We start from the raw sequence: 26233 nt of genomic DNA on the forward strand, positions 1-26233 counted from the left end.
GCTCCATGACGCGCCCGTGCGCTTTTCAGTGATCGTGTGGATGCTTGTGAATCGGATCGACCCAATAGACTTCCTCGGGCTTCTCGACGGCATCGATGTTCAGATTCACCACCACCGCTTCGTTGTCGCTGCGCACGAGCACGCATTCGAGCGGATCGGCGGTGCTCGCGTTGATTTCCTGGTGCGGCACATAAGGCGGCACGAAAATGAAGTCGCCGGGACCGGCCTCGGCCGTGAACTCGAGATGCTCGCCCCAGCGCATGCGCGCCTGGCCGCGCACGACATAGATGACGCTTTCGAGCGCGCCGTGATGATGCACGCCGGTTTTCGCATTCGGATGGATCGTGACCGTGCCGGCCCAGATTTTCTGGGCGCCGACGCGCGCCGCGTTGATGGCAGCCGCGCGGTTCATGCCGGGCGTCTGCGGCGTGTTGGTGTCGAGCTGATCGCCCTTGATGACCTTGACGCCGTGTTCGCGCCAATCGATGTGCTGATGTGGATCGCTCATGTCGCTCATGCCCGTGTATCGTCTGCGGATATGAAAAAGTCCGTTGCCGCCATCAAGGAAGCGAGCAACGGACTTCCGATACTACACGGTTCGATCGCGATTATTTCGCTTTCGAATTGATGATCGCTTCCGACACGTTCGACGGCGTCTCCGCGTAATGCTTGAACTCCATCGTGTAGGTCGCGCGGCCTTGCGTCAGCGAGCGCAGCGACGTCGAGTAGCCGAACATCTCGGCAAGCGGCACTTCCGCGCGCACGAGCTTGCCGCCGCCGCCCGCGATGTCCTCCATGCCCTGCACGATGCCGCGCCGGCCCGAGAGATCGCCCATCACGTTGCCCATGAAGTCCTCGGGCGTCTCGACTTCGACGGCCATCATCGGTTCGAGCAGCACGGGCTTCGCCTTGCGCATCGCTTCCTTGAAGGCCATCGAGCCGGCCATGCGGAACGCGTTTTCGTTCGAATCGACATCGTGATACGAGCCGAAGGTGAGCCGCACTTTCACGTCGACGACCGGATAGCCCGCGAGCACGCCGGCCTTCAGCGTTTCCTGAATGCCCTTGTCGACGGCGGGGATGAACTCGCGCGGAATCACGCCGCCCTTGATCTGGTCGACGAACTCGTAGCCCTTGCCGGGGTCCGGCTCCAGCGCGATCACGGCGTGACCGTACTGCCCGCGTCCGCCCGACTGCTTGACGAATTTGCCTTCGACATCCTCGACCTTGTTGCGCACGGTCTCGCGATACGCGACCTGCGGCTTGCCGACCGTCGCCTCGACGCCGAACTCGCGCTTCATCCGGTCGACGAGAATCTCGAGGTGCAACTCGCCCATGCCGGAGATGATCGTCTGGCCCGATTCCTCATCGGTCGTCACGCGGAACGACGGATCTTCCTGCGCGAGACGGTTCAGCGCGATGCCCATCTTTTCCTGATCGGCCTTCGTCTTCGGTTCGACGGCCTGCGAGATCACCGGTTCAGGGAAGATCATCCGTTCGAGGATGATGACGTTCTGCGGATCGCAAAGCGTGTCGCCGGTCGTCGCTTCCTTGAGACCGACGGCCGCCGCGATGTCGCCCGCGCGCACCTCCTTGATTTCCTTGCGCTCGTTCGCGTGCATTTGTAGAATCCGGCCGAGGCGCTCCTTCTTGTCCTTCACCGGATTGAAGACCGTGTCGCCTGAATTCACGACGCCCGAATACACGCGGAAGAAGATCAACTGCCCGACGAAGGGGTCGGTCATGATCTTGAACGCGAGCGCGGAGAACGGCTCGTCGTCGCTCGGATGACGCTCCGCTTCCTCGTCGTCTTCCGTGTGGCCGAGAATCGCGGGCACGTCGACGGGCGAGGGCAGGTAGTCGATCACTGCGTCGAGCATCGCCTGGACGCCCTTGTTCTTGAACGCGCTGCCGCAGAGCATCGGTACGATTTCGTTGGCGATCGTGCGTTTGCGCAGCGCGCCCTTGATCTCGTCCTCGGTCAGGCTGTTGTGGTCTTCCAGATACTTCTCGAGCAGCTCTTCGCTCGCTTCGGCGGCGGCCTCGACCATCTTCTCGCGCCACTCGTGCGCGAGATCCTTGAGGTTGTCGGGAATTTCCTCGTAGGTGAACTTGATGCCCTGGCTCTCGTCGTCCCAGACGATCGCCTTCATCTTCACGAGGTCGACGACGCCCTGAAAGTGATCTTCCGCGCCGATCGGAATCTGGATCGGCACCGCGACGCCCTTCAGCCGGTCGCCGATCTGCCGCTGCACGCGAAAGAAGTCCGCGCCGACGCGGTCCATCTTGTTGACGAACGCGATGCGCGGCACCTTGTACTTGTTCGCCTGACGCCACACGGTTTCCGATTGCGGCTGCACGCCGCCGACCGAGTCGTAGACCATGCACGCGCCATCGAGCACGCGCATCGAGCGCTCGACTTCGATCGTGAAGTCGACGTGCCCCGGCGTATCGATGATGTTGATGCGATGTTCCGGATAATTGCCGGCCATGCCTTTCCAGAAGGCCGTCGTTGCCGCGGAGGTGATCGTGATGCCGCGTTCCTGCTCCTGCTCCATCCAGTCCATCGTGGCCGCGCCGTCGTGCACTTCGCCGATCTTGTGCGTCACGCCGGTGTAGAAAAGGATGCGCTCGGTAGTCGTAGTTTTGCCGGCATCGATGTGAGCGCTGATTCCGATATTCCGATAGCGCTCGATGGGAGTCTTGCGGGGCACGTGAACCTCCTGTGGTTTGAGTCGGCGCGGCGTGTGAAGCCAACGCGAATGCGTCGCGCCGAATCTTTTTAGGATAGCGCGTCGGCAGGCTCTTTGCAGGAATCCTGCCAGCCCGGCGCAAGCGACTTCCCGGACGCAAAAAAACCGGCGTGTCGTGCGACGACGCCGGTTGTTCGGGCGGGCAAGAAGCGCGTTACTGCGCGCGCGGCAAGCCTTTGATCTGCGTGCCCGGCTTGATGCCTTTCGCGGCAAACCATCCCTTCGGCATTTCGAGCGCATACACGCCGTTGTTGCGCGGGCAGTGGTTGTTCTCGGTTTCGGCCTGCATCTCGTCGATGTCGGTGATCGTGCCGTCCGCGCGGATGAACGCGATCGACAGCGGGATCAGCGTGTTCTTCATCCAGAAGCAATGCACGGCGTTTTCATTGAACACGAAGAGCATGCCTTCGTTCGGTGCGAGCTGCGTGCGATACATGAGACCTTGCTCGCGATCGGCATCGTTCGCGGCGACGGCGGCGTCGATCACATACATGCCCGCGGTCAGCTTTGCACGCGGAAAGTCGGACGGCTGCTTGGCGCCGGGCGGCATCGTCTGCGCCTGTGCGAGCGGCAATGCGGCGAAGGGCAGGGCAAGCGCGATCACGCATGCGCGCGCGAGCTTGCCGAGGTTGATTTGTTGATTGAAGAAGCGCGAGACGAGATTCACGGCAAAGCTCCCTTTCTGATCGATGGCTTGCGCCTGAGCCGGACAAACCCCGCGCATGTTACTCGATGCGCAGGCACAAAACAAAAGGGCAGACGCCTTGCGGCCATCTGCCCTTTGAACGCCGTAAGGACGGCGGTAATGCTCGTTCTTGACTTCGCTATACCGCCTCTTACAAAAAACTTACTGAGCTGCCGAAGCGGCTGCCGGAGCCGACGCAGCGGCTGCCTTCTTGTGCGACTTCGACGACTTGTGCGACGTCTTCTTGTGAGCCGACTTGTGAGCCGACGAAGCAGCTGCCGGAGCAGCAGCGGCCGGTGCCGAAGCTTCTTGTGCGAAAGCAGCGGTTGCGAACAGGCCAGCGACGAGAGCAGCGATCAGTTTGTTCATCTGTGAATCCTCAGCTTGAGTTAATTAACCAAACGACCCGGTCATTGAGTCATGTCGGTAAACGAGCCACCTACCTTTCGGTTGACACTCGACATCGATAATTCAAATTCGATGCGACTGTGAACGCTTGAACCTTTCAAACTCCCTGGAGCACACAGGTAGTTGTAATCAGTTATTCGCTCATGCCGGATAGCTTTATGCGGCATCTGACGCCCTTAACGCGTCGCGTGAAGAGTCGGTTGACGCGATTTACAGGGAAAATTGCGCGGCGACAAAAAAAATATCGGCGGCGCGATATGCGCTACTCGATCTCGATGACAGCACGTTTAAACACATCGCACTAAACGATGCACACGGCGATGCACACGGCCGATATTCAGAATAGTTGAATGCGATTCAACGAACGCGTTGCCACGGCGCGCGCGGGGCGACCTCGACGGTCTCGCCCGGCGCGAGGCCGAGCGTGAAGATATCGAGCGCGCCGATCGCGACGCGTACGAGCCGCAAGGTCGGAAAGCCGACAGCGGCCGTCATGCGCCGCACCTGCCGATTCTTGCCTTCGGTGATGGCGAGCTCGATCCACGTCGTCGGGATGGCGGCGCGATAGCGGATCGGCGGATTGCGTGGCCAGAGCGCTTCGATGTCGCGTTCGTCGACGAATGCGGTGCGGCACGGCTGCGTCACGTAATCGCCGAGATCGACGCCTTTCGAAAGACGCGCGAGCGCGGCTTCGTCGGGCGCGCCTTCGACTTGCGCCCAATAGCGCTTTACCAGCTTGTGACGCGGCTCCGCGATGCGGGCCTGGAGCGCGCCGTCGTCGGTGAGGAGGAGCAGGCCTTCGCTATCGGCGTCGAGCCGGCCCGCGGGATACACGCCCGGCGTCTTCACCCAGTCGCCGAGCGACGCGCGCGTCTCGTGCGCCGAAAACTGGCAGATGGTGCCGAAGGGCTTGTTCAGGGCGATAAGTGACATGCGAGGCGCGCGGCGTGGTCGGATGCGGCATCTTAAAGCATGCGCGCGGCGGCTTTCGGGCGCGCCGGGACAAGCCAGCATGGTTAGAATGATGAAGTGAACTTCATCGCGCGGGTTCATCGCTCGCGCATGCTGCATCGCATCGCTCTCTATCCAGTTTGCTTGCTTCCATTCAAGCCCGGCCTTATTTGGAGTCGACCATGCCGTATCAGCACATCAAGGTTCCGGAAGGCGGTGACAAGATCACCGTCAACGCGGACTTCTCGCTCAACGTCTCGGATCAGCCGATCATCCCGTATATCGAGGGCGACGGCACGGGCGTCGACATCACGCCGGTGATGATCAAGGTCGTCGATGCGGCGGTCGAGAAGGCCTACGGCGGCAAGCGCAAGATTCAATGGATGGAAATCTTCGCGGGCGAAAAGGCGACGCGCGTCTACGGCCCCGACGTGTGGCTGCCGGACGAAACGCTCGAAGTGGTGAAGGATTTCATCGTGTCGATCAAAGGGCCGCTCACGACGCCCGTCGGCGGCGGCATCCGCTCGCTGAACGTGGCGCTTCGTCAGCAACTCGATCTCTACGTGTGTCTGCGTCCGGTGCGCTACTTCAAGGGCGTGCCGTCGCCGGTGCGCGAACCGGAGAAGATCGACATGGTGATCTTCCGCGAGAATTCGGAAGACATCTACGCGGGCGTCGAATGGCCGGCGGATTCGCCCGAAGCGAAGAAGGTCATCAAGTTCCTGCGCGAAGAAATGGGCGTGAAGAAGATCCGCTTCCCTGATTCGTCGGGACTCGGCATCAAGCCCGTTTCGCGGGAGGGCACGGAGCGGCTCGTGCGCAAGGCGATCCAGTACGCGATCGACAACGATCGCCGCTCGGTGACGCTCGTGCACAAGGGCAACATCATGAAGTTCACCGAAGGCGCCTTCCGCGATTACGGCTACGCGCTCGCACAGAAGGAGTTCGGCGCGGAACTGATCGACGGCGGCCCGTGGATGAAGGTGAAGAATCCGAAGTCGGGCAGCGATATCGTCGTGAAGGATGTGATCGCCGATGCGTTCCTTCAGCAAATCCTGCTGCGTCCCGCCGAATACGACGTGATCGCCACGCTCAACCTGAACGGCGACTACATCTCGGACGCGCTCGCGGCGCAGGTGGGCGGCATCGGCATCGCGCCGGGCGCGAACATGTCGGATTCCGTCGCGATGTTCGAGGCGACGCACGGCACGGCGCCGAAATACGCGGGCAAGGACTACGTGAATCCCGGTTCGGAAATTTTGTCCGCCGAAATGATGCTGCGCCATCTCGGCTGGTTCGAGGCGGCGGACCGCATCATTTCGTCGATGGAGCAGTCGATTCTTTCGAAGCGCGTCACGTACGACTTCGCGCGTTTGATGGAAGGCGCGACGCAAGTATCGTGTTCGGGTTTCGGAGAGGTGATGATCGAGAATATGTGAGGACTCACCTCGATTCGATGTGGTAAATAAAAACCCCGGAAGGCCTACGCCTTCCGGGGTTTTTATTTCGCGCACATGCCTCATATGCGTGCAACGCGCGAGGCATGAAAAAACCCGGCGCGAAGGCCGGGTTTCACGAGGCTAAGTCGATCGAACGGTCAGGCAGCGTCCTGAATGTTCGAAGCTTGTTTGCCTTTCGGTCCCTGGACGATCTCGAAGCTGACCTTCTGGCCTTCCTTGAGCGTCTTGAAACCGTTCATTTGAATCGCCGAGAAATGTGCGAACAGATCCTCGCCGCCTTCATCGGGCGTGATGAATCCGTAGCCTTTCGCGTCGTTGAACCATTTGACCGTACCAGTAGACATTCGTACTTCCCCTCTAACTCTTGTCGCACCCAGAGCACGCTCGAAAAGCTCGACGGCACACCCCACAATGTGAACCGCCCCCTCCTCACAAGCTCACCTCGGCCTCTTTTTTCGTCCGTGGTTGGCCCCCGGAAAAAAGTGCCAGTTTGATTGTTAAATCTCTTAAATCGGGTGTCAAGGAATTTTTGGGATAGCCGTTAAGCTCGTTGCAAAGAGCGCATTCGTAGGGTAATTCCTGCTTTGCGTGTGTGCTGCCGTCCAAGCAAGTCATCTTGAAAAGTCGCATAATCGACTCACTTGTGTGATACCCGGCGGCCCGCAGCGCTTGGTGCTCGGTTTGTTTTTTTTGAAGCTGTGCGATACTGGTTTCGACGAGGTGCAAGCGGGCCGCGCCGAAATGTTGGGCAGCGGCAGGATTCGATGGACGACACCTGTGCGAGTGCGGTTTTCAGCGACACATTCCGACCGGGCGGTCGGTGCTGGAGCGGCGATTGCGAGGACGTCCGTGATGTTTAGAATGGGTGTATGGCGATCAATCCCAACAAGCAGGATGGCACGGTACTGGAGCGGCAGGAGCAGAAGCTCAAGAAGCCGGCCATGTACAAGGTGGTGCTGCTGAATGACGACTTCACGCCGATGGAATTCGTCGTGATGATCGTGCAGGAATACTTCAATAAGGATCGTGAGACCGCGACGCAGATCATGCTCAAGGTTCATCGCGAAGGCAGGGGAGTTTGTGGGGTCTACACGCGAGACATTGCGTCGACCAAAGTTGAGCAAGTCGTTAGCCATGCACGGCAAGCGGGGCATCCGCTGCAGTGCGTGATGGAGGAAGCATGATTGCCCAGGAACTGGAAGTCAGTCTGCACATGGCGTTTATGGAAGCACGTCAGGCGCGGCATGAGTTCATAACGGTCGAGCACCTGTTGCTCGCCCTGTTGGACAATCCGACCGCGGCTGAAGTGTTGCGCGCCTGCGCAGCCAACATTGAAGATTTGCGTCAGAACCTGCGCAATTTCATTCATGACAACACGCCGACCGTGCCCGGCACGGACGACGTCGATACTCAGCCGACGCTTGGTTTCCAGCGCGTGATCCAGCGCGCGATCATGCACGTGCAATCGACTTCGAATGGCAAGAAGGAAGTGACCGGCGCGAACGTGCTGGTCGCGATCTTCGGCGAGAAGGACTCGCACGCGGTGTACTACCTGCAGCAGCAGGGCGTCACGCGTCTCGATGTCGTGAATTTCATTTCGCACGGCATTGCGAAGACGAATAGCGGCGACGCCGCCAAGGCGAGCAGCGAAGCGAATCCGGAATCGGAAGACGCCGCTGCGCAGAAGGAAACGCCGCTCGCGCAGTTCACGCAGAACCTCAACCAGCTCGCGAAGGACGGCAAGATCGATCCGCTGATCGGCCGTGAACTCGAAGTCGAGCGTGTGGTGCAGGTGCTGTGCCGCCGTCGCAAGAATAATCCGCTGCTCGTCGGCGAAGCCGGCGTCGGCAAGACGGCGATCGCCGAGGGCCTCGCATGGCGCATCACGCGCGGCGAAGTGCCGGACATCCTCGCCGATGCACAGGTCTACTCGCTCGACATGGGCGCGCTGCTCGCCGGCACGAAGTATCGCGGCGATTTCGAGCAACGTCTGAAGACGGTGTTGAAGGAACTGAAAGAGCGTCCGCACGCGATTCTGTTCATCGACGAAATTCATACGCTGATCGGCGCGGGCGCGGCATCGGGCGGCACGCTCGACGCATCGAACCTGCTGAAGCCGGCGTTGTCGTCGGGTCAGTTGAAGTGCATCGGCGCGACCACGTTCACGGAATATCGCGGCATCTTCGAGAAGGACGCGGCGTTGTCGCGGCGTTTCCAGAAGGTCGATGTCACCGAGCCGTCCGTCGAACAGACGGTGGCGATTCTGCGCGGCCTCAAGACGCGCTTCGAAGAGCATCACGGCGTGAAGTATTCGTCGGGTGCGCTGTCGGCGGCGGCGGAACTGTCGGCACGATTCATCACGGACCGTCATCTGCCGGACAAGGCCATCGACGTGATCGATGAAGCGGGCGCGGCGCAACGCATCCTGCCGAAGTCGAAGCAGAAGAAGACCATCGGCAAGAGCGAGATCGAAGAGATCATCTCGAAGATCGCGCGCGTGCCGGCGCAGAGCGTGTCGCAGGATGACCGCAGTAAGCTCCAGACGCTCGATCGCGACCTGAAAGCCGTCGTGTTCGGTCAGGATCCGGCGATCGACGCGCTGTCGGCGTCGATCAAGATGGCGCGCGCGGGTCTCGGCAAGCTGGACAAGCCGATCGGTGCGTTCCTGTTCTCCGGCCCGACGGGCGTCGGCAAGACGGAGGTCGCGAAGCAGTTGGCGTTCACGCTGGGCATCGAACTGCTGCGCTTCGACATGTCGGAGTACATGGAACGTCATGCGGTCAGCCGTCTGATCGGCGCGCCGCCGGGCTATGTCGGTTTCGATCAGGGCGGTTTGCTGACCGAAGCCGTCACGAAGAAGCCGCATTGCGTGCTGCTCCTCGACGAAATCGAGAAGGCGCATCCGGACATCTACAACGTGCTCTTGCAGGTGATGGACCACGGCACGCTGACGGACAACAACGGCCGCAAGGCGGATTTCCGCAACGTCATCATCATCATGACGACGAACGCGGGCGCCGAGGCAATGGGCAAGGCGGTGATCGGCTTCACGTCGCGACGCGAGTCGGGCGACGAAATGGCCGACATCAAGCGCATGTTCACGCCGGAGTTCCGCAACCGTCTGGACCAGATCATCAGCTTCCGTTCGCTGGACGAGGAAATCATCCTGCGCGTGGTCGACAAGTTCCTCATGCAACTGGAAGATCAGTTGCACGAGAAGAAGGTCGATGCGGTCTTCACCGATTCGCTGCGCAAGCACCTGGCGAAGCACGGTTTCGATCCGCTGATGGGCGCGCGTCCGATGCAGCGTCTGATTCAGGACACGATCCGTCGCGCCCTGGCCGACGAGCTCCTGTTCGGCAAGCTGGTCAACGGCGGCCGCGTGACGGTCGATGTCGATGCGGACGACAAGGTGCAGCTGACGTTCGACGAAAACTCGGCGCCGCCGCGCAATCCGAATCCGGAAGCGATCGAAGTGGATTAACGCGTTTAAGGCGGGACGATAAGCGTGGACTCGAAAGAGCCCACGCTTTTTTTTGCGCGTTTCACAACAAGCCGTTCCATGCTCAAGCATGTTTAATGTATCCGTGTCCCATCCCATGAGTCTCGAAGTCCAGATGATGCGCGCAAACGAGCAAGCGCGTTTCTGTTTGCGTCCTCACGGGTTGAGCGTTCCGACCATGATGTTGATCGAGCTGATGGTTACGATGCGCAAGTCTTTATCTCCAGTTGTACCTGAGAGCCGAAACTTGCCGTGTTCCCCGTTATTGCTGTGAAACGAGACTGCCGATGAGGGTTTTACGAAGTCCGGCGACACTCCGAATATGGTGAAAAATCTCCAGCCGATTCCTTGCATGCACGACGAATCGTGGTGATCGTCGGGGCTCGCCAGTACGGTTTCCAGGGGCGGGGGCGGAAGCGGGCCAAGGATGATTTCCTCGCAGTCATTGCCGTGTATGTCTGCATCTACTTGAATGGCGACAAGGTAGAACAGGCCGTTATACGACGTCGGAAACATTTGCGCGGTGTAGGTGTTGGAGTAGAAACTCACTTGAGCCACATCGAGCTTACTTACTACGGTAGAAGTTGTTTCGCCCAGAAGCGCCTGCCCATCACGGCCGGGGTTGCAGACTGATTGGACGCCAGCGTCATTGGAGTAAAACCAATGGTCATAGAATTTGAATCCGCTGGCAGGCGGTGCAAGGCCGGACAGCGAGACGGTGGGAAATTCCAGTGCGAGCTGGTAGTTGTCTGAAAACATACATTCTTGGGCCATGATGCACTCCTAGAGATATGACTGTGAATCCTAAATAAAGCGGCGCGGATTAATCCAATTGGATCGAGTATTGAAGCGGTCTACATGGCTACCTCCACGGGTTTATTAAGTCAGAGTCGACAACAAACATTTGAATCGGAATTTCGCAGCGGAGACGTGCGTGAAAACATTGGGCTCATCGTCAAGCGATGAACTCGATGCTGTCTCGAGCAACGCGCCGAGATAGCTGCAGTTATGTTGATGGAGATAGTCCGCGCGTTCTTTTGCTGTAGGGAGTTATAGGTTTGTAATGTCAAAATAACTGTGAAGGTTTGTAATACGCGCAAGCGATTTGATTGCGAGAATTTTCCTATTTGAAAGTTCGATATTTTGGATCGTTAAACAAAAACGCGGATTATCTAAAAGATAATCCGCGTTTCATCGGAATGGAACTGATCAGTGGGACGATCTATGTCTCGTCCCAGCGCGAGTGCATTCGCTTTCAGTGTTTCCCGGTACTTCCAAATCCACCAAGCCCGCGCTCGCTCGCTTCGAAATCATCGACGATATTGAACTGCGCCTGCACGACCGGCACGATCACCATCTGTGCGAGACGCTCCATCGGGTTCAGCGTGAACGCGGTGTCGCCGCGATTCCACGTCGAAACCATCAGTTGGCCTTGATAATCCGAATCGATCAGCCCAACGAGATTGCCGAGAACGATGCCATGCTTGTGACCCAGACCCGAGCGCGGAAGGATCATCGCGGCATAGCCGGGATCGGCGAGATGAATGGCGAGGCCGGTCGGCACGAGCACGGTCTGATGCGGCTCGATGACGAGCGGCGCATCGAGGCACGCGCGCAGATCGAGGCCCGCGCTGCCGGGCGTGGCGTAGGCGGGCATGAAGTCGCGCATGCGCGCATCGAGAATCTTGACGTCGAGTTTCATAAATCGAGGCGTTATTGAATGGAATGGCCGAGCTCGAAAGCATCGGCGGGAAGTCGATAGGAGCGCGTGCGCGCGGCGTCGAGTTCGGTCACGACAACAGCGTGCCGCCGGTCTTCGGCGCGCGTTTTGCGATCTCCGCGATCAGCGTGCGCGCGAGTTCCTGCTTGCCGGCGCGCGGCAGCGGTGTCGTGCCGCTTTCTTCGAACAGCACGACTTCGTTGTCGTCGCGTCCGAACGTGAGCTGTCCGATATTGCCGATCAGCAGCGGCACGTTCTTGCGCTTGCGTTTCTCATCGCCATGAACCTCGAGATTGCCGCTTTCCGCCGCAAAGCCGACGCAAAAAGGCGGATTCGGCAGCTTCGCCACCGACGCGAGAATGTCCGGATTCTCGATGAAGTTGAACGTCGGCAACGCGTCGGCGGTCTTTTTGATCTTCTGTTCGCTGACGTGATCGACGCGCCAGTCCGCCACCGCGGCGACCGCGATGAAGATGTCGGTGTCAGGGGTCGCGGCCATCACCGCATCGTGCATTTCCTGCGCGGTCTGCACGTCTTCGCGATACACGCCCCACGGCGTCGGCAGGGAAACCGGACCGGCGACGAGATGCACGTCCGCGCCCGCCTGCGCCGCCGCGCGTGCGAGCGCGAAGCCCATCTTGCCCGACGAACGATTGGTGATGCCGCGGACCGGATCGAGCGGCTCGAAGGTCGGACCGGCGGTAATCAGCACGCGCTGGCCGCGCAGAATCTTCGGCTGAAAGAACGCGCAGATCGCTTCGAACGCGGCTTCGGGCTCGATCATGCGGCCGTCGCCGACTTCGCCGCACGCCTGCGAGCCCGAATCCGGACCGAGCACTTCGACGCCATCGGCGCGAAGCTGGCTGACATTGCGCTGCGTCGGCGGGCTTTGCCACATCTGGCGGTTCATCGCGGGCACGACGAGCAGCGGGCAATCGCGCGCGATGCACAACGTCGAAAGCAGGTCGTCGCACATGCCATGCGCGAGCTTCGCCATGAAGTCGGTCGAGGCGGGCGCGATGACGATCGCATCCGCTTCGCGCGAAAGATCGATGTGCGGCATGTTGTTCGGCATGCGCGCATCCCACTGCGACGTGTACACGGGACGGCCCGACAGCGCCTGCATCGTGACGGGCGTGATGAACTGCGTGGCCGCTTCGGTCATCACGATCTGCACGGTTGCGCCGGCCTTGACGAGCAGGCGCGTCAGTTCGGCGATCTTGTAGCAGGCGATGCCGCCGGTCAGTCCTAAAACGAGATGTTTGCCCGCGAGTTCCAACTTGCCTCCATCGCAAAAGAACACGGCTCCGTGAGAGGAGCCGCGTCGTGAATATCAACGTGAACCGCGCACGCGCCGCAGTTCGTCGAAAATTAGCAGGACCGCGCCGACGGTGATCGCGCTATCGGCGAGGTTGAACGCCGGCCAGTGCCACGCGTTCACATGAAAATCCAGAAAGTCGATGACGTGCCCGTACGCAATCCGGTCGATGACATTGCCGATCGCACCGCCCATGATGAGCGACAACGCCGTGCAGAACATGCGCTGCCCCGAATGGCGCTTGAGCAGATAGCAAATCACGATCGCCGCGACGACGCCCAACGCCGTGAACGCCCAGCGCTGCCAGCCGCCCGCCATCGCGAGGAAGCTGAACGCCGCGCCGCGGTTGTAGACGAGCAGCAGATTGAAAAAGGGCGTGAGCGCATGCGGATCGCCATAGGCGAACACGCGCTGCACGGCGATCTTCGTCAACTGGTCGAACAGAATGACGATCAGCGCGACGCCGAGCCACGGCGCGAGCGAACCGCTGCTCGCGGTTCTAACGGAAGTTTGCTTTGCCATCGTTCGAGCCATTTATGCCGCGCCTCGCGTTTCGCCTGCGCCGAAGAGATTGGAGAAGCAGCGGCCGCAGAGGCCCGGATGTTCCGGGTGCGAGCCGACATCGGCGCAATAGTGCCAGCAGCGCTCGCACTTCATGTAGCTCGACGCGGCGACATCGACGCCTTCTTCTGCTTCGCTCGCCACCTTTTCCACTTGCGCCGACGACGTGATCAGCACGAAGCGCAATGCATCGCCGAGACTCGCGAGTGCGTCGTAACGCGCGCCGCTCGCACGAACCACGACTTCCGCCTGCAGCGACGAACCGATCTGATTGGCCGTGCGCGCTTCTTCGAGCGCCTTGGTGACGTCGCCGCGCGCGCTGCGGATGAGCGTCCACTTGTCGAGCAGATCGCCGCCGTTCGCGATCTCCGGATACGTCGCGAAGACTTCCGTGAAGATCGTTTCCTGACCGGGCTTGAGCACCTTGTACGCTTCTTCGGCCGTGAACGACAGATACGGCGCGACGAGACGCAACAAGCCGTGCGCGATATGGAACAGCGCGGTTTGCGCGCTGCGGCGCTCGCGCGAATCGGGCTTCGTGGTGTAGAGGCGCTCCTTCAGCACGTCGAGATAGAAGCCGCCGAGGTCTTCCGAGCAGAATGTCGCGATCTTCGCGACGACCGGATGGAATTCGTACTTCTCGTAGTGCGCGAGGGCGTCGTCCTGCAGATTGCGCGTGAGCGCGATGGCGTATCGATCGATTTCGAGCCAGTCCTGAACCGGCAGCGCGTTCTTGTCGAAATCGAAGTCCGACAGATTCGCGAGCAGGAAGCGCAGCGTGTTGCGGATACGGCGATACGTCTCCGTCACGCGCTTCAGGATTTCCTCGGAGATCGCGAGCTCGCCCGAATAGTCCGTCGATGCGATCCACAAACGGATGATTTCCGCGCCAAGGCGATTGGACACTTCGTGCGGATCGATGCCGTTGCCGAGCGACTTCGACATCTTGCGGCCTTCGCCATCGACGGTGAAGCCGTGCGTGAGCAGCGCGTCGTAGGGCGCGCGGCCGTCGAGCATCGACGCGGTGAGCAGCGACGAATGGAACCAGCCGCGATGCTGGTCCGAGCCTTCGAGATAGAGATCGGCCGGAAACTGCAGCGAATCCTTGTGCGAGCCGCGCAGCACGTGCCAGTGCGTCGTGCCGGAATCGAACCACACGTCGAGCGTGTCGCGGTTCTTCTCGTACATGTTGGCTTCGTCGCCGATCAGTTCGCGCGGATCGAGCGATTGCCACGTTTCGATGCCGCCTTCCTCCACACGCTTCGCCACTTCTTCCAGCAACTCCAGCGTGCGCGGATGCAGCTCGCCGGTTTCCTTGTGCACGAAGAACGCCATCGGCACGCCCCACTGACGCTGACGCGAAAGCGTCCAGTCCGGGCGATTCGCGATCATGCTGTAAAGACGCTGCTTGCCCCATGACGGATAAAACGCCGTGTTCTCGACGCCTTCCAGCGCGATCTCGCGCAGCGTGCGGCCGCCGTCCTTCGGCTTCACGTCCATGCCGGCGAACCATTGCGAGGTCGCGCGATAGATGATCGGCGTCTTGTGGCGCCAGCAGTGCATGTAGCTGTGCGTGTACTTTTCGCTCTTGAGCAGCGATCCCGCGCCTTCGAGCGCTTCGACGATCTGCGGATTCGCCTTCCAGATCGAGAGCCCGCCGAACAGCGGCAACGATTCGATATAGCGGCCATCGCCCATCACCGGGTTGATGATGTCCGAGTCCGGCATGCCGTGCGCCTTGCACGACACGAAGTCTTCCACGCCATACGCCGGCGACGAATGCACGATGCCCGTGCCGCTTTCCGTCGTCACGTAATCGCCGAGATAGACCGGCGCCGTGCGCTTGTAGCCCGGATGCGCTGCCGCGAGCGGATGGTGGAAGCGCAGGTTCGCGAGCTTTTCGCCGGTCGTCGTCGCGATGACTTCGCCCGTCAGGCCGTAGTTCTGCAGGCACGCTTCGACGCGCTCCTGCGCGAGGATCAGGAGACCGCGCGGCGTATCGACGAGCGCGTAGACGATCTCCGGATGCACGTTCAGCGCCTGGTTCGCGGGAATGGTCCAGGGCGTCGTCGTCCAGATGACGATGCCGCCTTCCGTCTTCGGCAGCGCGGGCAGGCCGAACGCCTGCGCGGTCTTCTCCGGTTCGGCGAACGCGAACATGACGTCGATGGTCGGATCGGTCTTGTCCTTGTATTCGACTTCCGCTTCGGCCAGCGCCGAGCCGCAGTCGAAGCACCAGTTTACCGGCTTCAGGCCGCGGAACACGAAGCCCTTCTCCATGATCTTGCCGAGCGCGCGGATCTCGCCCGCTTCGTTGGCGAAGTTCATCGTCTTGTACGGATTGTCCCAGTCGCCGAGCACGCCCAGGCGCCGGAAGCCGACCTTCTGTTTTTCGATCTGTTCGCCCGCATAGGCGCGCGCCTTCCGCATCACTTCGATGGCGGGCAGCGTCTTGCCGAACTGCTTTTCGATCTGGATTTCGATCGGCATGCCGTGGCAGTCCCAGCCCGGCACGTAGACCGCGTCGAAGCCCGCGAGATTGCGCGCCTTGACGATCATGTCCTTCAGGATCTTGTTGACGGCGTGACCGAGGTGGATGTCGCCGTTCGCATACGGCGGGCCGTCGTGCAGGATGAACTTCTTGCGGCCCTTCGACGCCGCGCGGATCTTCTCGTAGATCTTGTTGTCCTGCCACTCCTTGACCCACGCGGGTTCGCGCTTGGGCAGGTCGCCGCGCATCGGGAAGGGCGTGTCGAGCAGGTTGACGGGATACTTCGAGGAGGCTTTTTCTTTCTTGTCGCTCATGGGTGACTCAGTGAATTCGGTGAGACGGCGCTCGTCTTTTAGCGCGCGGTGATTCGGAAGCGGGGCAGCGGACGGCACAAGAACGCGCCGCACGCTCACCTAATTCGGTCGGTCGCCGAGATGGCGAAGCCCGTCGCGCGGCTGCCGGCGTTGCTCGCGGGCGGCAGGCCGAAGTACGCGCGCGCGTTGTCGACGTCTTTCGCGATGGCGCGGCCGAGCGTTTCGAGGTCGACGTACTTTTCCTCGTCGCGCAGCTTCTTCAGGAATTCGACGCGCACGAGCTTGCCGTAGGCGTCGCCGTGCCAGTCGAGCACGAACACTTCGAGCAGCACGCGGCCGGAATCGTCGACGGTCGGGCGCAGGCCGAGGCTCGCGACGGCGGGCAGCGGTTCATCGGCGAGGCCGTGCACGCGCACGACGAAGATGCCCGCGAGCGCCGGCCGCTTGTGCGCGATCGGCAGATTCAGCGTGGGAAAGCCGAGATCGCGTCCGAGCTTCGCGCCGTGCACGACGTGACCGCTGATGACATACGGGCGCCCGAGCGCGACTTGCGCCGCGTCGAGATCGCCCGCGACGAGCGACGCCCGCACCGACGACGACGATATGCGCGTGCCGTTCGGATGCGCGACTGTTGCCATCTGCTCGACTTCGAAGCCGTATTTCTCGCCGGCGGCTTTCAACGACTCGAAATTGCCCGCGCGTTTCGCGCCGTAGCAGAAGTCGTCGCCGACCATGACCCAGCGCGCGTGCAGGCCATCGACGATGACGTTCTTCACGAACGTATCCGGCGATTGTCCCGCGAACGTCTTGTTGAAATGCTCGACCACCACGCGATCGACGCCGTTGGTGCGCAGCGCTTCGAGCTTGTCGCGCAGCATCGCGATGCGCGGCGGCGCGCCCGCCGGATTGAAGAACTCGCGCGGATGCGGCTCGAAAGTCATCACGCAGACCGGCAGGCCGCGCGCGTCGGCGGCTGCCCGCACGTGCGCGAGCAGCGCCTGGTGGCCGCGATGGACACCGTCGAAATTGCCGATGGTCAGTGCGCAGGGCGCCCGGCTTTCGGCATTGGGGAGGCCGCGAAAGACTCTCACGATAGGCGATGGTCGGTGGGAGGGGCTGATGCTGCAAAGCGTTAGATTATAAACGCTCGCAAGGAGGACGGGCGCGAGCGCCCCGGCGCGATGCCTGACCGAACCCGTATGGCACGATTTTCGCACCCTTCGAATGATAAAATCCGCGGATGAAAAAAATCGTCATTCTGATCTCCGGACGCGGGAGCAACATGGAGGCCGTCGTGCGTGCATGCGCGCGCGAAGGCTGGCCGGCTCGCGTCTGCGCGGTCATTTCCAACCGGCCCGATGCCGCCGGGCTAGGGTTCGCGGCCGCGAACGGCATCGAAACGAACGTGGTGGATCATCGTCAGTTCGACGGTCGCGAATCGTTCGATGCCGCACTCGCGCGCGAAATCGATCGCTTCGAGCCCGATCTCATCGTATTGGCCGGCTTCATGCGCGTGCTGACCGACGCCTTCGTCGGGAAATATGCCGGGCGCATGCTCAACATTCATCCGTCGCTGCTGCCGTGTTTTCCGGGCTTGCGTACGCATCAGCAGGCGCTCGACGCCGGCGTGCGCGTGCACGGCGCAAGCGTGCATTTCGTGACGCCGACGCTCGATCACGGGCCGATCGTCGCGCAAGGCGCGGTGCCGGTCGTCGCCGGCGACGATGCCGCCGCGCTCGCCGCGCGCGTGCTCAAGGTCGAGCACGACATCTATCCGCGCGCGGTGCGCTGGTTTATCGAAGGGCGTCTTTCTATCGAAGGGGAGCGCGTCGCGCTCACGCCGTCTGAGCCGCAATGGCTCTTTGCCGACATTGCCGGGGAGGGCGTATGAGGCTGCATGGATTTCTGATTGGACAAACCGAAACGCTGCTTGCGGACGTGCTCCGCTTTTCCGGCCCCGCCGATGCCGCGACGAGCCGCTTTTTCCGCGCGCATCCGAAGCTCGGGCACGGCGAGCGCGGCGTGATCGCCGAGGCGGTTTTCGCGGTGCTGCGCCGGAAGATGGAGTTTTCGCATCTCGCGGAAAGCGGCAGCGGCAACCAGGCGCGCCGTCTGGCGCTGCTCGGGCTGATGCAGACGGCCGGGCTCTCCGCGCTGAAGCCGTTCGTCTCGGCCGATGAGTATCAATGGCTCTCGCAAGTCTCGAAGATCGATCCGGCGAGCTTGCCGGTGCGCGTGCGGACCAACCTGCCGCAGTGGATCTACGACGCGATGGGCAAGCGCTTCGAGCCGGAGGAACTCGCGCAGCTCGCCGCCGCGCTGAACTATCCCGCGCCGCTCGATCTGCGCTCGAATCCGATCAAGGCGGATCGCAAGGTCGTGCTGAAGGCGCTGACCGAAGCGGGCATCGACGCCGGCGAAATGCCGTTCGCGCCGTTCGGCATCCGCGTGGACGGCAAGCCGGCGCTCACGCGTCTCGCGCCGTTCCAGGAAGGCTGGATCGAAGTGCAGGACGAGGGTAGCCAGTTGCTCTGCTCGCTGATGGCCCCGCGCCGCGGCGAAATGATCGTCGATTTCTGCGCGGGCGCGGGCGGCAAGACGCTCGCCCTCGGCGCGATGATGCGCTCGACCGGCCGTCTCTACGCCTTCGACGTGTCCGATCGCCGGCTCGCGAAGCTCAAGCCGCGGCTTGCGCGCAGCGGTCTGTCGAACGTGAATCCGGTGCTGATCGACAGCGAGCACGACGCGAAGATCAAGCGTCTCGCGGGCAAGATCGACCGCGTGCTCGTCGATGCGCCGTGCTCGGGCCTCGGCACGCTGCGTCGCAATCCGGATCTGAAGTGGCGCCAGTCGCCCGCGACCGTCGCGGAACTCACGCCCAAGCAGCTCTCGATCCTGTCGAGCGCCGCGCGCCTCGTGAAGACCGGCGGCCGTCTCGTCTATGCGACCTGCTCGATGCTCGAAGCGGAGAACGAAGACGTCGTGAAGCAGTTTCTCGAGACGCATCCGAACTTCCGCGTCGTGCCCGCGCGCGACGTGCTGGCGGAACAGCGCATCGACCTCGATACGGGCGAATTCCTGTCGCTGTGGCCGCACAAGCACGGCACCGACGGCTTCTTCGCGGCGGTGCTGGAGCGCGTGCCGGACGCCGCAAAAGCGCCCAAAGCGGCCGAAGAAACCGCGTAAGCAATGCAGAACCACTTCCTGAACGAACTCTCCGCGCGGCTCTTCCGCGATTTCGGCGAGCCGGAAGTGATCTGGCAGGTGGCCGCGCTCGTCGGCCTGCTCGTAGTGGCGTGGTGGTGCGCGCGTCTGCTTCGCAAGAAGCTCGATGCGCGCCGCCAGTCGCGTTTCGAAGCCGTGCGCTTCGGCGCGGAAAGTCTCAACAAGGCGCTGTTTCCGTTGCTCGGCACGGTTTTCGTGTCGATCGCGCAGGTCGTGCTCGCGCCGTTCATCCATACGTCGCTGTTGCGGCTCGCGCTCGTGCCGCTGTGCGGCATCACCGTCATCTACACGATGCTCTACGTCGCGCGGCGCGTGTTCAGCCGCGGCCAGACGGAGCACGAGGCGAACGCGCTGCTGTATCTCTTCGAGAAACTCGTCACCGTGATCGTCTGGGTGACGATGGTGCTCACCGTCATGGGCATTCAGGACGACGTCGTCCACTGGATGGCGAGCGTGCGCTTCAACTTCGCGAACGCGCACATGACGCTGCTCTCGCTCGCCTCGGGCGTGCTGTGGGTGTGCGTGACGCTGATCGTCGCGATGTGGGCGGGCGCGCTGCTCGACGACCGCCTGATGCGCGCCCGCTCGCTCGACGCGAATCTCAAAGTGGTGCTCGCGCGCGTCGGCCGGGCGCTGATGATCCTCGCCGCCATTCTGGTGAGCTTGTCGATCGTCGGCATCGACATCACGGTGCTCGGCGTGTTCGGCGGCGCGCTCGGCGTCGGGCTGGGCTTCGGCTTGCAGAAGATCGCGAGCAATTACGTATCGGGCTTCATCATTCTGCTGGACCGCTCCTTGCGGCTCGGTGACATGATCAATGTCAGCGGAAATCAGGGCACGGTCACGCAGATTCGCACCCGATACACGGTGGTGCGCGGCCTCGACGGCATCGAAACGCTGATTCCGAACGAAAAGCTCATCACCGACGTGGTGCAGAACCATTCGTCGTTTCTCACGCGCGGCAACGCGAAGATCGCGGTGCAGGTGAGCTATCGCTGCGACGTCGAACGCGCGATGCAGTTGCTCGTCGAAGCAACGCAGGGCGTCGAGCGCGTGTTGCAGGACCCGGCGCCCGCGGCACTGCTCGCGAGCTTCGGCGCGGACGGAATCAATCTCGAACTGAGCTTCTGGATCGAAGAGGCCGCCAAAGGTACAGGCGGCGTAAAGTCGCACGTAAATCGGGCGGTTTGGCGGTTATTCTGTGAGCATGGCATTGAAATCCCGTACGCTCAGCGCGAGATAAGGATTATCGACGGCGTGCCCCGCCCGGGCGGCGAATCGGTACTTAATGCCGGAAGCGGCGGTGAAAGCGCTGCGCCTGCCGCCTGATCGCTGATCGTCAGAACCAATCTTTCGATTTGGCGTCGGAATCAACACCAATTCGGGGCGTGAGTTTTTCCTCGTTTTGGTACGATTCAAAAAATTTCACCTTTAGGACAAAGACTTGGAACGCATGCAGTAGAATGCGAGCGAACTTGCGCACGTTCCTTTCATGTGCCCAACGCGTTGTTCGAAGTCTGTTCGACCGGCCATTTTTCCCGAATTTCACAGCTACACAGGTAACTGCCTTGCTGAATTCTTCCCTTGAATTTCTCGCCAACGGATTGCTGGACTTCTCCTGGTGGCAGATTCTGCTGTTCACGCTTGCGATGACTCACGTCACGATCGCCGGCGTCACGATTTACCTGCACCGTTGCCAGGCGCATCGCGCGCTGGATCTGCATCCGGTCGCGAGCCACTTCTTCCGTTTCTGGCTGTGGATGACCACCGGCATGTTGACCGGCCAGTGGGCGGCGATCCACCGCAAGCACCACGCGAAGTGCGAAACCGAAGAAGATCCGCACAGCCCGCAGACGCGCGGCATCTGGAAGGTGCTGCTCGAAGGCGCGGAGCTTTATCGCGCGGAAGCGAAAAACGAAGAAACCATGCGCAAGTTCAGTCACGGCACGCCGAACGACTGGATGGAACGCAACGTCTACACGCGTTATCCGATCCTGGGCATCAGCATCATGATGGTCATCGACGTGGCGCTGTTCGGCATCGTCGGTCTGTCGGTCTGGGCCGTGCAAATGATCTGGATCCCGTTCTGGGCGGCGGGCGTCGTCAACGGTCTCGCGCACTGGTGGGGCTACCGCAACTTCAATTCGTCGGATGCATCGACGAACATCTTCCCGCTCGGCATTCTGATCGGCGGCGAAGAACTGCATAACAACCATCACACGTTCGCGACGTCCGCGAAGCTGTCGAGCAAGTGGTACGAGTTCGACATCGGCTGGCTGTACATCCGCATGATGTCGATGGTCGGCCTCGCGAAGGTCAAGAAGGTCGCGCCGACGCCGAAGCTCGCCGCCAGCAAGGCCGTCGTCGATCAGGACACGCTGCAGGCCGTGCTCGCCAACCGCTACGAAGTGATGGCGCGCTACGGCAAGGCGCTCAAGCACGCCTACGCGCAGGAACTGGCGAAGCTGAAGGAGGCCGGCGCGCGCGAGAAGTATCAGTTGATGCGCGGTGCGCGCAAGTGGTTCCACAAGGAAGAAGACGGCCTGAACGAGCCGCAGTTGAAGCAACTGCCGGAGCTGACTTCGGATAATCAGAAGCTGCGCACGTTCATCGAGCTGCGCAAGGATCTGTCGGCGATGTGGGATCGCTCCAACGCATCGCGCGAGCAACTCGTCACGCAATTGCAGGACTGGTGCCATCGCGCGGAAGAAAGCGGCATCAAGGCGCTGCAAGACTTCGCGTTGCGTCTGCGCCGCTACGCCTGACGCGCGATATCCGTTAAAATTTAAGGACGTCACAAGACCCCGCTCTGGCGGGGTCTTTGTTTTTGTGCAGCCGATTCTTGCGTTACGTTGTTGGCACGGAGCAGGGGACAGGGACATGGAAGCGATCAGGAGCGTCGAGTACGACCGGCCGCAAGGCCTGACGTGTGGAGTGGGCGAAGCGTGGGCGCGCGTGCCGGACGCACCGTCGGCCGAACGGAAGCGCGAGTTGAAGGAGCGCATTCGCGCGTTGCTCAAGCGCGAAGAAGCCGTGCTCGTCGCGCACTATTATGTCGACGCTGAGCTCCAGGAACTCGCCGACGAAACTGGCGGCTGCGTTGCCGACTCGCTCGAAATGGCGCGGTTCGGCCGCGATCATGCTGCGAAAACGCTGGTCGTCGCGGGCGTGCGTTTCATGGGCGAGACGGCCAAGATTCTGAGTCCGGACAAACGCGTGCTGATGCCCGACCTCGACGCGACCTGCTCGCTCGACCTCGGCTGCCCGGCCGACGAATTCTCAGCATTCTGCGACGCGCATCCGGACCGCACGGTCGTCGTGTACGCGAACACGAGCGCGGCCGTGAAGGCGCGCGCGGACTGGATGGTCACATCGTCGATCGGGCTTGAAATCGTCGCCGATCTACACGCGCGCGGCGAAAAAATCCTGTGGGCGCCGGATCGTCACCTCGGCAGCTATATCCAGAAGAAGACCGGCGCGGACATGCTGCTGTGGCAAGGTTCATGTCTCGTCCACGACGAGTTCAAGGGCATCGAGCTCGATTTGCTGCGCAACGAATATCCCGACGCGAAAATCCTCGTGCACCCGGAATCGCCGGAAGGCGTCGTCGCGCTCGCGGATGTCGTCGGCTCGACCACGCAACTCATCGACGCCGCGGTGAAGCTGGACGCGAAGCGCTTCATCGTCGCGACGGACCTCGGCATCCTGCACAAGATGCGGCTCGCCGCGCCCGGCAAGATTTTCATCGAAGCGCCGACCGCCGGGAACAGCGCGACCTGCAAGAGCTGCGCGCACTGTCCGTGGATGGCGATGAACGGTCTCGCCAATCTCGCCGACGTGCTCGAACGCGGTCACAACGAGATTCACGTCGATCCGACCATCGGGCAGCGCGCGCGCGTGCCGATCGATCGCATGCTCGACTTCGCGGCGCGTCACAAGAAACGCGTGCAGGCGAGCGGCGATCTCGCCAAGGACGGAACGCTGTTTTCGAACGTGGGAGCCGCGTGATGACGTATCCGGCGATTTTCGAGGAAGTCCGCAAGCAATACGGCGAAGCATTCGACGATGCGCTCGCACGCAATGTCGTCGATGCGCTCGAAGAAGACGTCGGCACGGGCGATCACACCGGGCGCCTCGTGCCCGCCGACGCCCGCCGCACCGCGCGCATCATCGTGCGCGAGGAAGCGGTGCTGTGCGGCGCGCCTTGGTTCGACGAAGTCATGCGCCGCGTCGATCCGACGATCGAAGTCGAATGGCAGTATCGCGAAGGCGATCGCATGGCGGCCAACTCCACGGTCGTACTGCTGCACGGCCCGGCGCGCTCGCTTCTGACGGCGGAGCGCAACGGCCTCAACTTCCTGCAATTGCTGTCGGGCGTCGCGACCGCCACGCGCCGCTATGTCGACGCGATCGAAGGCGCGCGCGCACGGATTCTGGACACACGCAAGACGCTGCCGGGCTTGCGGCTCGCGCAGAAATACGCGGTGCGCGTCGGCGGCGGCGCGAATCAGCGCCTCGCGCTCTACGACGGCATTCTCATCAAGGAAAACCATATCGCAGCGGCGGGCGGCGTCGGCGCGGCGATGGATGCGGCGCTCGCGCTGAAGGCGGGCGTGCCGATTCAGATCGAGGTCGAAACGCTGGAGCAACTCGAGACGGCGCTCGCACATCGGGCCGAATCGATCCTGCTCGACAACTTCACGCTCGACATGATGCGCGACGCGGTGCGCATCACGGCCGGGCGCGCGTTGCTCGAAGTGTCGGGTGGCGTGAACTTCGACACGGTGCGCGCGATCGCGGACACGGGCGTCGATCGCATTTCCATCGGCGCGCTCACAAAAGACGTGCGCGCGACCGATTTCTCGATGCGTCTGCTCTAAAGGCTCGTGCGGCGCGCGGCCGGCGGCATCAGCACCGTCGGCAGCGCTTTCGGCAAGGTCGCGGGCCAGTCGCGGCTGTAATGCAGGCCGCGGCTCTCGCGGCGCGAGCACGCGCTTTCGACGATCAGCGACGCCACATCGACGAGATTGCGCAGTTCCAGCAGATCGCGGCTCACCTTGAAGTTGGCGTAGTACTCGTGAATCTCGTCGCGCAGCAGCGCGATGCGATGTTGCGCGCGCGCAAGGCGCTTGTCCGTGCGCACGATGCCGACGTAATTCCACATCAGGCGGCGCAGCTCGTCCCAATTGTGCGCGACGACGACTTCCTCGTCCGGATCGGACACGCGGCTTTCGTCCCAGTCGGGCAGTTGGGCGTGACGGCCATTCGAGAAACCGTCCGCTTCGATCGCCTGCGCCGCCGCGCGCCCGATCACGAGGCATTCCAGCAGGGAATTGCTCGCGAGCCGGTTCGCGCCGTGCAGACCCGTGTACGACGTCTCGCCGACCGCATACAGCCCCGGACGATCCGTGCGCCCCGCGAGGTCCGTGACGACGCCGCCGCAGGTGTAGTGGGCGGCGGGCACGACGGGAATCGGCTCCTTCGCGATATCGATGCCGAATTCGGCGCAGCGCGCGAGGATCGTCGGAAAGTGCTCTTCGAGAAACGCGCGCGGCTGGTGGCTGATGTCGAGATACACGCAATCGATGCCACGCTTCTTGATCTCGAAGTCGATCGCGCGCGCGACGATATCGCGCGGCGCGAGTTCGGCGCGCTCGTCGTGCGCGGGCATGAAGCGCGTGCCGTCCGGCAGACGCAGCACGCCGCCTTCGCCGCGCACCGCTTCGGAGATCAGAAACGACTTCGCATACGGATGGAAGAGGCACGTCGGATGGAACTGGATGAACTCCATGTTCGCGACGCGGCAACCCGCGCGCCACGCCATTGCGATGCCGTCGCCGGTCGCGGTGTCGGGATTGGTCGTATAGAGATAGACCTTGCCCGCGCCGCCTGTCGCGAGAACGGTGTGCGGCGCCTGGATCGTCACGGTGCGGCCCGAGTTCAGATCGAGCGCGTAGAGGCCGTGACAGCGATGGCCGGGCAGCCCGAGACGGTCGGACGTGATCAGGTCGATCGCGTAGTGATCTTCGAGGACGGTGATGTTCGGATGGTTGCGCACGCGTTCGGAAAGCGTCGTGACCACCGCGTGGCCGGTCGCGTCGGCGGCGTGGATGATGCGGCGATGACTGTGACCGCCTTCGCGCGTCAGATGGAAGCCGAGTTCGGCGGAGACATCGCGCGTGAAGGGCACGCCTTCGTCGATGAGCCATTCGATCGCGGCGCGCCCGTTTTCGACGATGAAGCGCGTCGCGGCTTCGTCGCACAGTCCGCCGCCCGCGACGAGCGTATCGTCGACGTGATTGTCGACGCTGTCGGCGGAGTCCAGCACCGCCGCGATGCCGCCTTGCGCCCAATCGCTCGCGCCGACGCTCGCCGCGCGCTTCGCGAGAATCGCGACGCGCCGCGTCTCGGCCAGATTGAGCGCGACGCTCAGACCCGCGAGGCCGCTTCCTACGATCGCCACATCGAAATTCATGCTGCCGGTTCTCCGTCCGTGTTCTTCGTCGATAGCCGGCAAGCATAACGCGCATGAACATTCCGTGACAGCGAAAACCCCCGCACGATCGTGTGCAAAGCGTGTTAAAGCGGCGCCGGAAAACAAAAAGCCCCGCGAGGTGCGGGGCTTTCTGCTGTCTTCGTGCAGGCTACTCAAAAATCAAGCGGCTTTTACTTGATCTTGGTTTCCTTGTACTCAACGTGCTTGCGGACGACCGGATCAAATTTCTTGATCAGCATCTTTTCCGGCATGTTGCGCTTGTTCTTGGTCGTCGTGTAGAAGTGACCCGTGCCTGCGGTCGATTCCAGCTTGATCTTGTCGCGTGCGCCCTTGGCCATGTGCGTGCTCC

23 protein-coding genes are annotated in these 26233 nt (G+C 62.0%); 9 read left to right on the forward strand and 14 right to left on the reverse strand.

Going from position 1 to position 26233, the window contains the following annotated elements; all coding sequences use genetic code 11:
• Positions 1-25: 25 nt before the first annotated feature.
• The 5 genes from NCT05_RS03915 to NCT05_RS03935 all read right to left on the reverse strand — a co-directional run bounded on the left by NCT05_RS03915 (position 26) and on the right by NCT05_RS03935 (position 4779).
• A complete protein-coding gene (locus NCT05_RS03915; RefSeq protein ID WP_250501777.1) occupies positions 26-508 on the reverse strand; it encodes a cupin domain-containing protein in 483 nt (160 codons plus the stop codon).
• Positions 509-608: 100 nt separating this feature from the next.
• Positions 609-2714, reverse strand: coding sequence for an elongation factor G (fusA, locus tag NCT05_RS03920; protein WP_008351216.1), 2106 nt, complete (start codon positions 2712-2714; stop codon positions 609-611).
• 193 nt (positions 2715-2907) lie between these two features.
• Positions 2908-3477 carry a DUF192 domain-containing protein gene (locus NCT05_RS03925; protein ID WP_008351215.1) on the reverse strand — a complete coding sequence of 190 codons (570 nt, stop codon included), beginning with the start codon at positions 3475-3477 and terminating at the stop codon, positions 2908-2910.
• Positions 3478-3600: 123 nt separating this feature from the next.
• The gene (locus tag NCT05_RS03930; RefSeq protein ID WP_075583544.1) at positions 3601-3807 is read right to left on the reverse strand and encodes a hypothetical protein; all 207 of its coding nucleotides are present in this window, start codon (positions 3805-3807) and stop codon (positions 3601-3603) included.
• Between the two features lie 396 nt (positions 3808-4203).
• On the reverse strand, positions 4204-4779 hold the full coding sequence (locus NCT05_RS03935; protein ID WP_250501778.1) for a pseudouridine synthase: 576 nt from the start codon (positions 4777-4779) through the stop codon (positions 4204-4206).
• Between the two features lie 200 nt (positions 4780-4979).
• Between NCT05_RS03935 and icd the strand changes: the two genes are divergently transcribed.
• Positions 4980-6236 (forward strand): NADP-dependent isocitrate dehydrogenase, encoded by a 1257-nt coding sequence (gene icd / locus NCT05_RS03940; protein WP_008351202.1) that lies wholly within the window; start codon positions 4980-4982, stop codon positions 6234-6236.
• Between the two features lie 158 nt (positions 6237-6394).
• Here the strand turns inward: icd and cspD are convergent, their stop codons facing one another.
• A complete protein-coding gene (gene cspD, locus NCT05_RS03945) occupies positions 6395-6601 on the reverse strand; it encodes a cold shock domain-containing protein CspD (protein ID WP_008351201.1) in 207 nt (68 codons plus the stop codon).
• Positions 6602-7126: 525 nt separating this feature from the next.
• Here cspD and clpS point away from each other — a divergent pair.
• Entirely contained in the window at positions 7127-7441 is a 315-nt protein-coding gene (gene clpS / locus NCT05_RS03950) for an ATP-dependent Clp protease adapter ClpS (RefSeq protein WP_008351199.1), read from the forward strand.
• Complete coding sequence (gene clpA / locus NCT05_RS03955) at positions 7438-9741, forward strand: ATP-dependent Clp protease ATP-binding subunit ClpA (RefSeq protein ID WP_008351197.1); 2304 nt, start codon at positions 7438-7440, stop codon at positions 9739-9741. The genes clpS and clpA overlap by 4 nt, the downstream gene beginning before the upstream one ends.
• Before the next feature lie 174 nt (positions 9742-9915).
• On the opposite strand, the gene NCT05_RS03960 is transcribed toward clpA, so the two are convergent.
• From NCT05_RS03960 to NCT05_RS03985, 6 genes are all read right to left on the reverse strand, one after another.
• Positions 9916-10533: a hypothetical protein gene (locus tag NCT05_RS03960; protein ID WP_175982816.1), complete on the reverse strand. Its 618-nt coding sequence runs from the start codon at positions 10531-10533 to the stop codon at positions 9916-9918.
• A gap of 481 nt (positions 10534-11014) precedes the next feature.
• Positions 11015-11461 (reverse strand): dUTP diphosphatase, encoded by a 447-nt coding sequence (dut, locus tag NCT05_RS03965; RefSeq protein ID WP_008351195.1) that lies wholly within the window; start codon positions 11459-11461, stop codon positions 11015-11017.
• Positions 11462-11549: 88 nt separating this feature from the next.
• Entirely contained in the window at positions 11550-12758 is a 1209-nt protein-coding gene (coaBC, locus tag NCT05_RS03970; protein ID WP_034472998.1) for a bifunctional phosphopantothenoylcysteine decarboxylase/phosphopantothenate--cysteine ligase CoaBC, read from the reverse strand.
• A gap of 54 nt (positions 12759-12812) precedes the next feature.
• Entirely contained in the window at positions 12813-13331 is a 519-nt protein-coding gene (lspA, locus tag NCT05_RS03975) for a signal peptidase II (protein WP_033537118.1), read from the reverse strand.
• Positions 13332-16163, reverse strand: a complete 2832-nt coding sequence (gene ileS, locus NCT05_RS03980; protein ID WP_250501779.1) for an isoleucine--tRNA ligase — start codon at positions 16161-16163, stop codon at positions 13332-13334.
• Between the two features lie 95 nt (positions 16164-16258).
• Positions 16259-17254 (reverse strand): bifunctional riboflavin kinase/FAD synthetase, encoded by a 996-nt coding sequence (locus NCT05_RS03985; RefSeq protein WP_008351191.1) that lies wholly within the window; start codon positions 17252-17254, stop codon positions 16259-16261.
• A gap of 149 nt (positions 17255-17403) precedes the next feature.
• Here NCT05_RS03985 and purN point away from each other — a divergent pair, with 149 nt between their 5' ends.
• The 6 genes from purN to nadC all read left to right on the forward strand — a co-directional run bounded on the left by purN (position 17404) and on the right by nadC (position 24268).
• On the forward strand, positions 17404-18054 hold the full coding sequence (purN, locus tag NCT05_RS03990) for a phosphoribosylglycinamide formyltransferase (RefSeq protein ID WP_250501780.1): 651 nt from the start codon (positions 17404-17406) through the stop codon (positions 18052-18054).
• Positions 18051-19349, forward strand: coding sequence for an RsmB/NOP family class I SAM-dependent RNA methyltransferase (locus NCT05_RS03995; protein WP_008351189.1), 1299 nt, complete (start codon positions 18051-18053; stop codon positions 19347-19349). Before purN ends, NCT05_RS03995 begins: the two co-directional genes overlap by 4 nt.
• 3 nt (positions 19350-19352) lie before the next feature.
• Positions 19353-20717 (forward strand): mechanosensitive ion channel family protein, encoded by a 1365-nt coding sequence (locus tag NCT05_RS04000; RefSeq protein WP_175982812.1) that lies wholly within the window; start codon positions 19353-19355, stop codon positions 20715-20717.
• Positions 20718-20956: 239 nt separating this feature from the next.
• Entirely contained in the window at positions 20957-22153 is a 1197-nt protein-coding gene (locus NCT05_RS04005) for a DesA family fatty acid desaturase (protein WP_008351187.1), read from the forward strand.
• Between the two features lie 115 nt (positions 22154-22268).
• The gene (gene nadA, locus NCT05_RS04010) at positions 22269-23396 is read left to right on the forward strand and encodes a quinolinate synthase NadA (protein WP_250501781.1); all 1128 of its coding nucleotides are present in this window, start codon (positions 22269-22271) and stop codon (positions 23394-23396) included.
• The gene (gene nadC, locus NCT05_RS04015; RefSeq protein WP_250501782.1) at positions 23396-24268 is read left to right on the forward strand and encodes a carboxylating nicotinate-nucleotide diphosphorylase; all 873 of its coding nucleotides are present in this window, start codon (positions 23396-23398) and stop codon (positions 24266-24268) included. The genes nadA and nadC overlap by 1 nt, the downstream gene beginning before the upstream one ends.
• Here the strand turns inward: nadC and nadB are convergent.
• Together nadB and rpmG are read right to left on the reverse strand one after the other, a co-directional pair.
• A complete protein-coding gene (nadB, locus tag NCT05_RS04020; RefSeq protein WP_250501783.1) occupies positions 24265-25863 on the reverse strand; it encodes an L-aspartate oxidase in 1599 nt (532 codons plus the stop codon). The two genes, nadC and nadB, sit on opposite strands and share 4 nt — an antisense overlap.
• Positions 25864-26054: 191 nt before the next feature.
• Positions 26055-26222, reverse strand: coding sequence for a 50S ribosomal protein L33 (gene rpmG / locus NCT05_RS04025; RefSeq protein ID WP_007180630.1), 168 nt, complete (start codon positions 26220-26222; stop codon positions 26055-26057).
• Between the last annotated feature and the right edge of the window lie 11 nt (positions 26223-26233).

The sequence above is a fragment of the Caballeronia sp. AZ7_KS35 genome (assembly GCF_023631045.1).
Lineage (GTDB): Bacteria > Pseudomonadota > Gammaproteobacteria > Burkholderiales > Burkholderiaceae > Caballeronia > Caballeronia zhejiangensis.

Bases quoted from the DNA above. Each gene is read 5' to 3' on its own strand.
- NCT05_RS03915 (WP_250501777.1), bottom strand. From the start codon at position 508: ATGAGCGATCCACATCAGCACATCGATTGGCGCGAACACGGCGTCAAG.
- NCT05_RS03925 (WP_008351215.1), bottom strand. From the start codon at position 3,477: ATGCGCGGGGTTTGTCCGGCTCAGGCGCAAGCCATCGATCAGAAAGGG.
- NCT05_RS03930 (WP_075583544.1), bottom strand. From the start codon at position 3,807: ATGAACAAACTGATCGCTGCTCTCGTCGCTGGCCTGTTCGCAACCGCT.
- NCT05_RS03935 (WP_250501778.1), bottom strand. From the start codon at position 4,779: ATGTCACTTATCGCCCTGAACAAGCCCTTCGGCACCATCTGCCAGTTT.
- icd (WP_008351202.1), top strand. From the start codon at position 4,980: ATGCCGTATCAGCACATCAAGGTTCCGGAAGGCGGTGACAAGATCACC.
- cspD (WP_008351201.1), bottom strand. From the start codon at position 6,601: ATGTCTACTGGTACGGTCAAATGGTTCAACGACGCGAAAGGCTACGGA.
- clpS (WP_008351199.1), top strand. From the start codon at position 7,127: ATGGCGATCAATCCCAACAAGCAGGATGGCACGGTACTGGAGCGGCAG.
- clpA (WP_008351197.1), top strand. From the start codon at position 7,438: ATGATTGCCCAGGAACTGGAAGTCAGTCTGCACATGGCGTTTATGGAA.
- NCT05_RS03960 (WP_175982816.1), bottom strand. From the start codon at position 10,533: ATGGCCCAAGAATGTATGTTTTCAGACAACTACCAGCTCGCACTGGAA.
- dut (WP_008351195.1), bottom strand. From the start codon at position 11,461: ATGAAACTCGACGTCAAGATTCTCGATGCGCGCATGCGCGACTTCATG.
- lspA (WP_033537118.1), bottom strand. From the start codon at position 13,331: ATGGCTCGAACGATGGCAAAGCAAACTTCCGTTAGAACCGCGAGCAGC.
- ileS (WP_250501779.1), bottom strand. From the start codon at position 16,163: ATGAGCGACAAGAAAGAAAAAGCCTCCTCGAAGTATCCCGTCAACCTG.
- purN (WP_250501780.1), top strand. From the start codon at position 17,404: ATGAAAAAAATCGTCATTCTGATCTCCGGACGCGGGAGCAACATGGAG.
- NCT05_RS03995 (WP_008351189.1), top strand. From the start codon at position 18,051: ATGAGGCTGCATGGATTTCTGATTGGACAAACCGAAACGCTGCTTGCG.
- NCT05_RS04000 (WP_175982812.1), top strand. From the start codon at position 19,353: ATGCAGAACCACTTCCTGAACGAACTCTCCGCGCGGCTCTTCCGCGAT.
- nadA (WP_250501781.1), top strand. From the start codon at position 22,269: ATGGAAGCGATCAGGAGCGTCGAGTACGACCGGCCGCAAGGCCTGACG.
- nadC (WP_250501782.1), top strand. From the start codon at position 23,396: ATGACGTATCCGGCGATTTTCGAGGAAGTCCGCAAGCAATACGGCGAA.
- nadB (WP_250501783.1), bottom strand. From the start codon at position 25,863: ATGAATTTCGATGTGGCGATCGTAGGAAGCGGCCTCGCGGGTCTGAGC.
- rpmG (WP_007180630.1), bottom strand. From the start codon at position 26,222: ATGGCCAAGGGCGCACGCGACAAGATCAAGCTGGAATCGACCGCAGGC.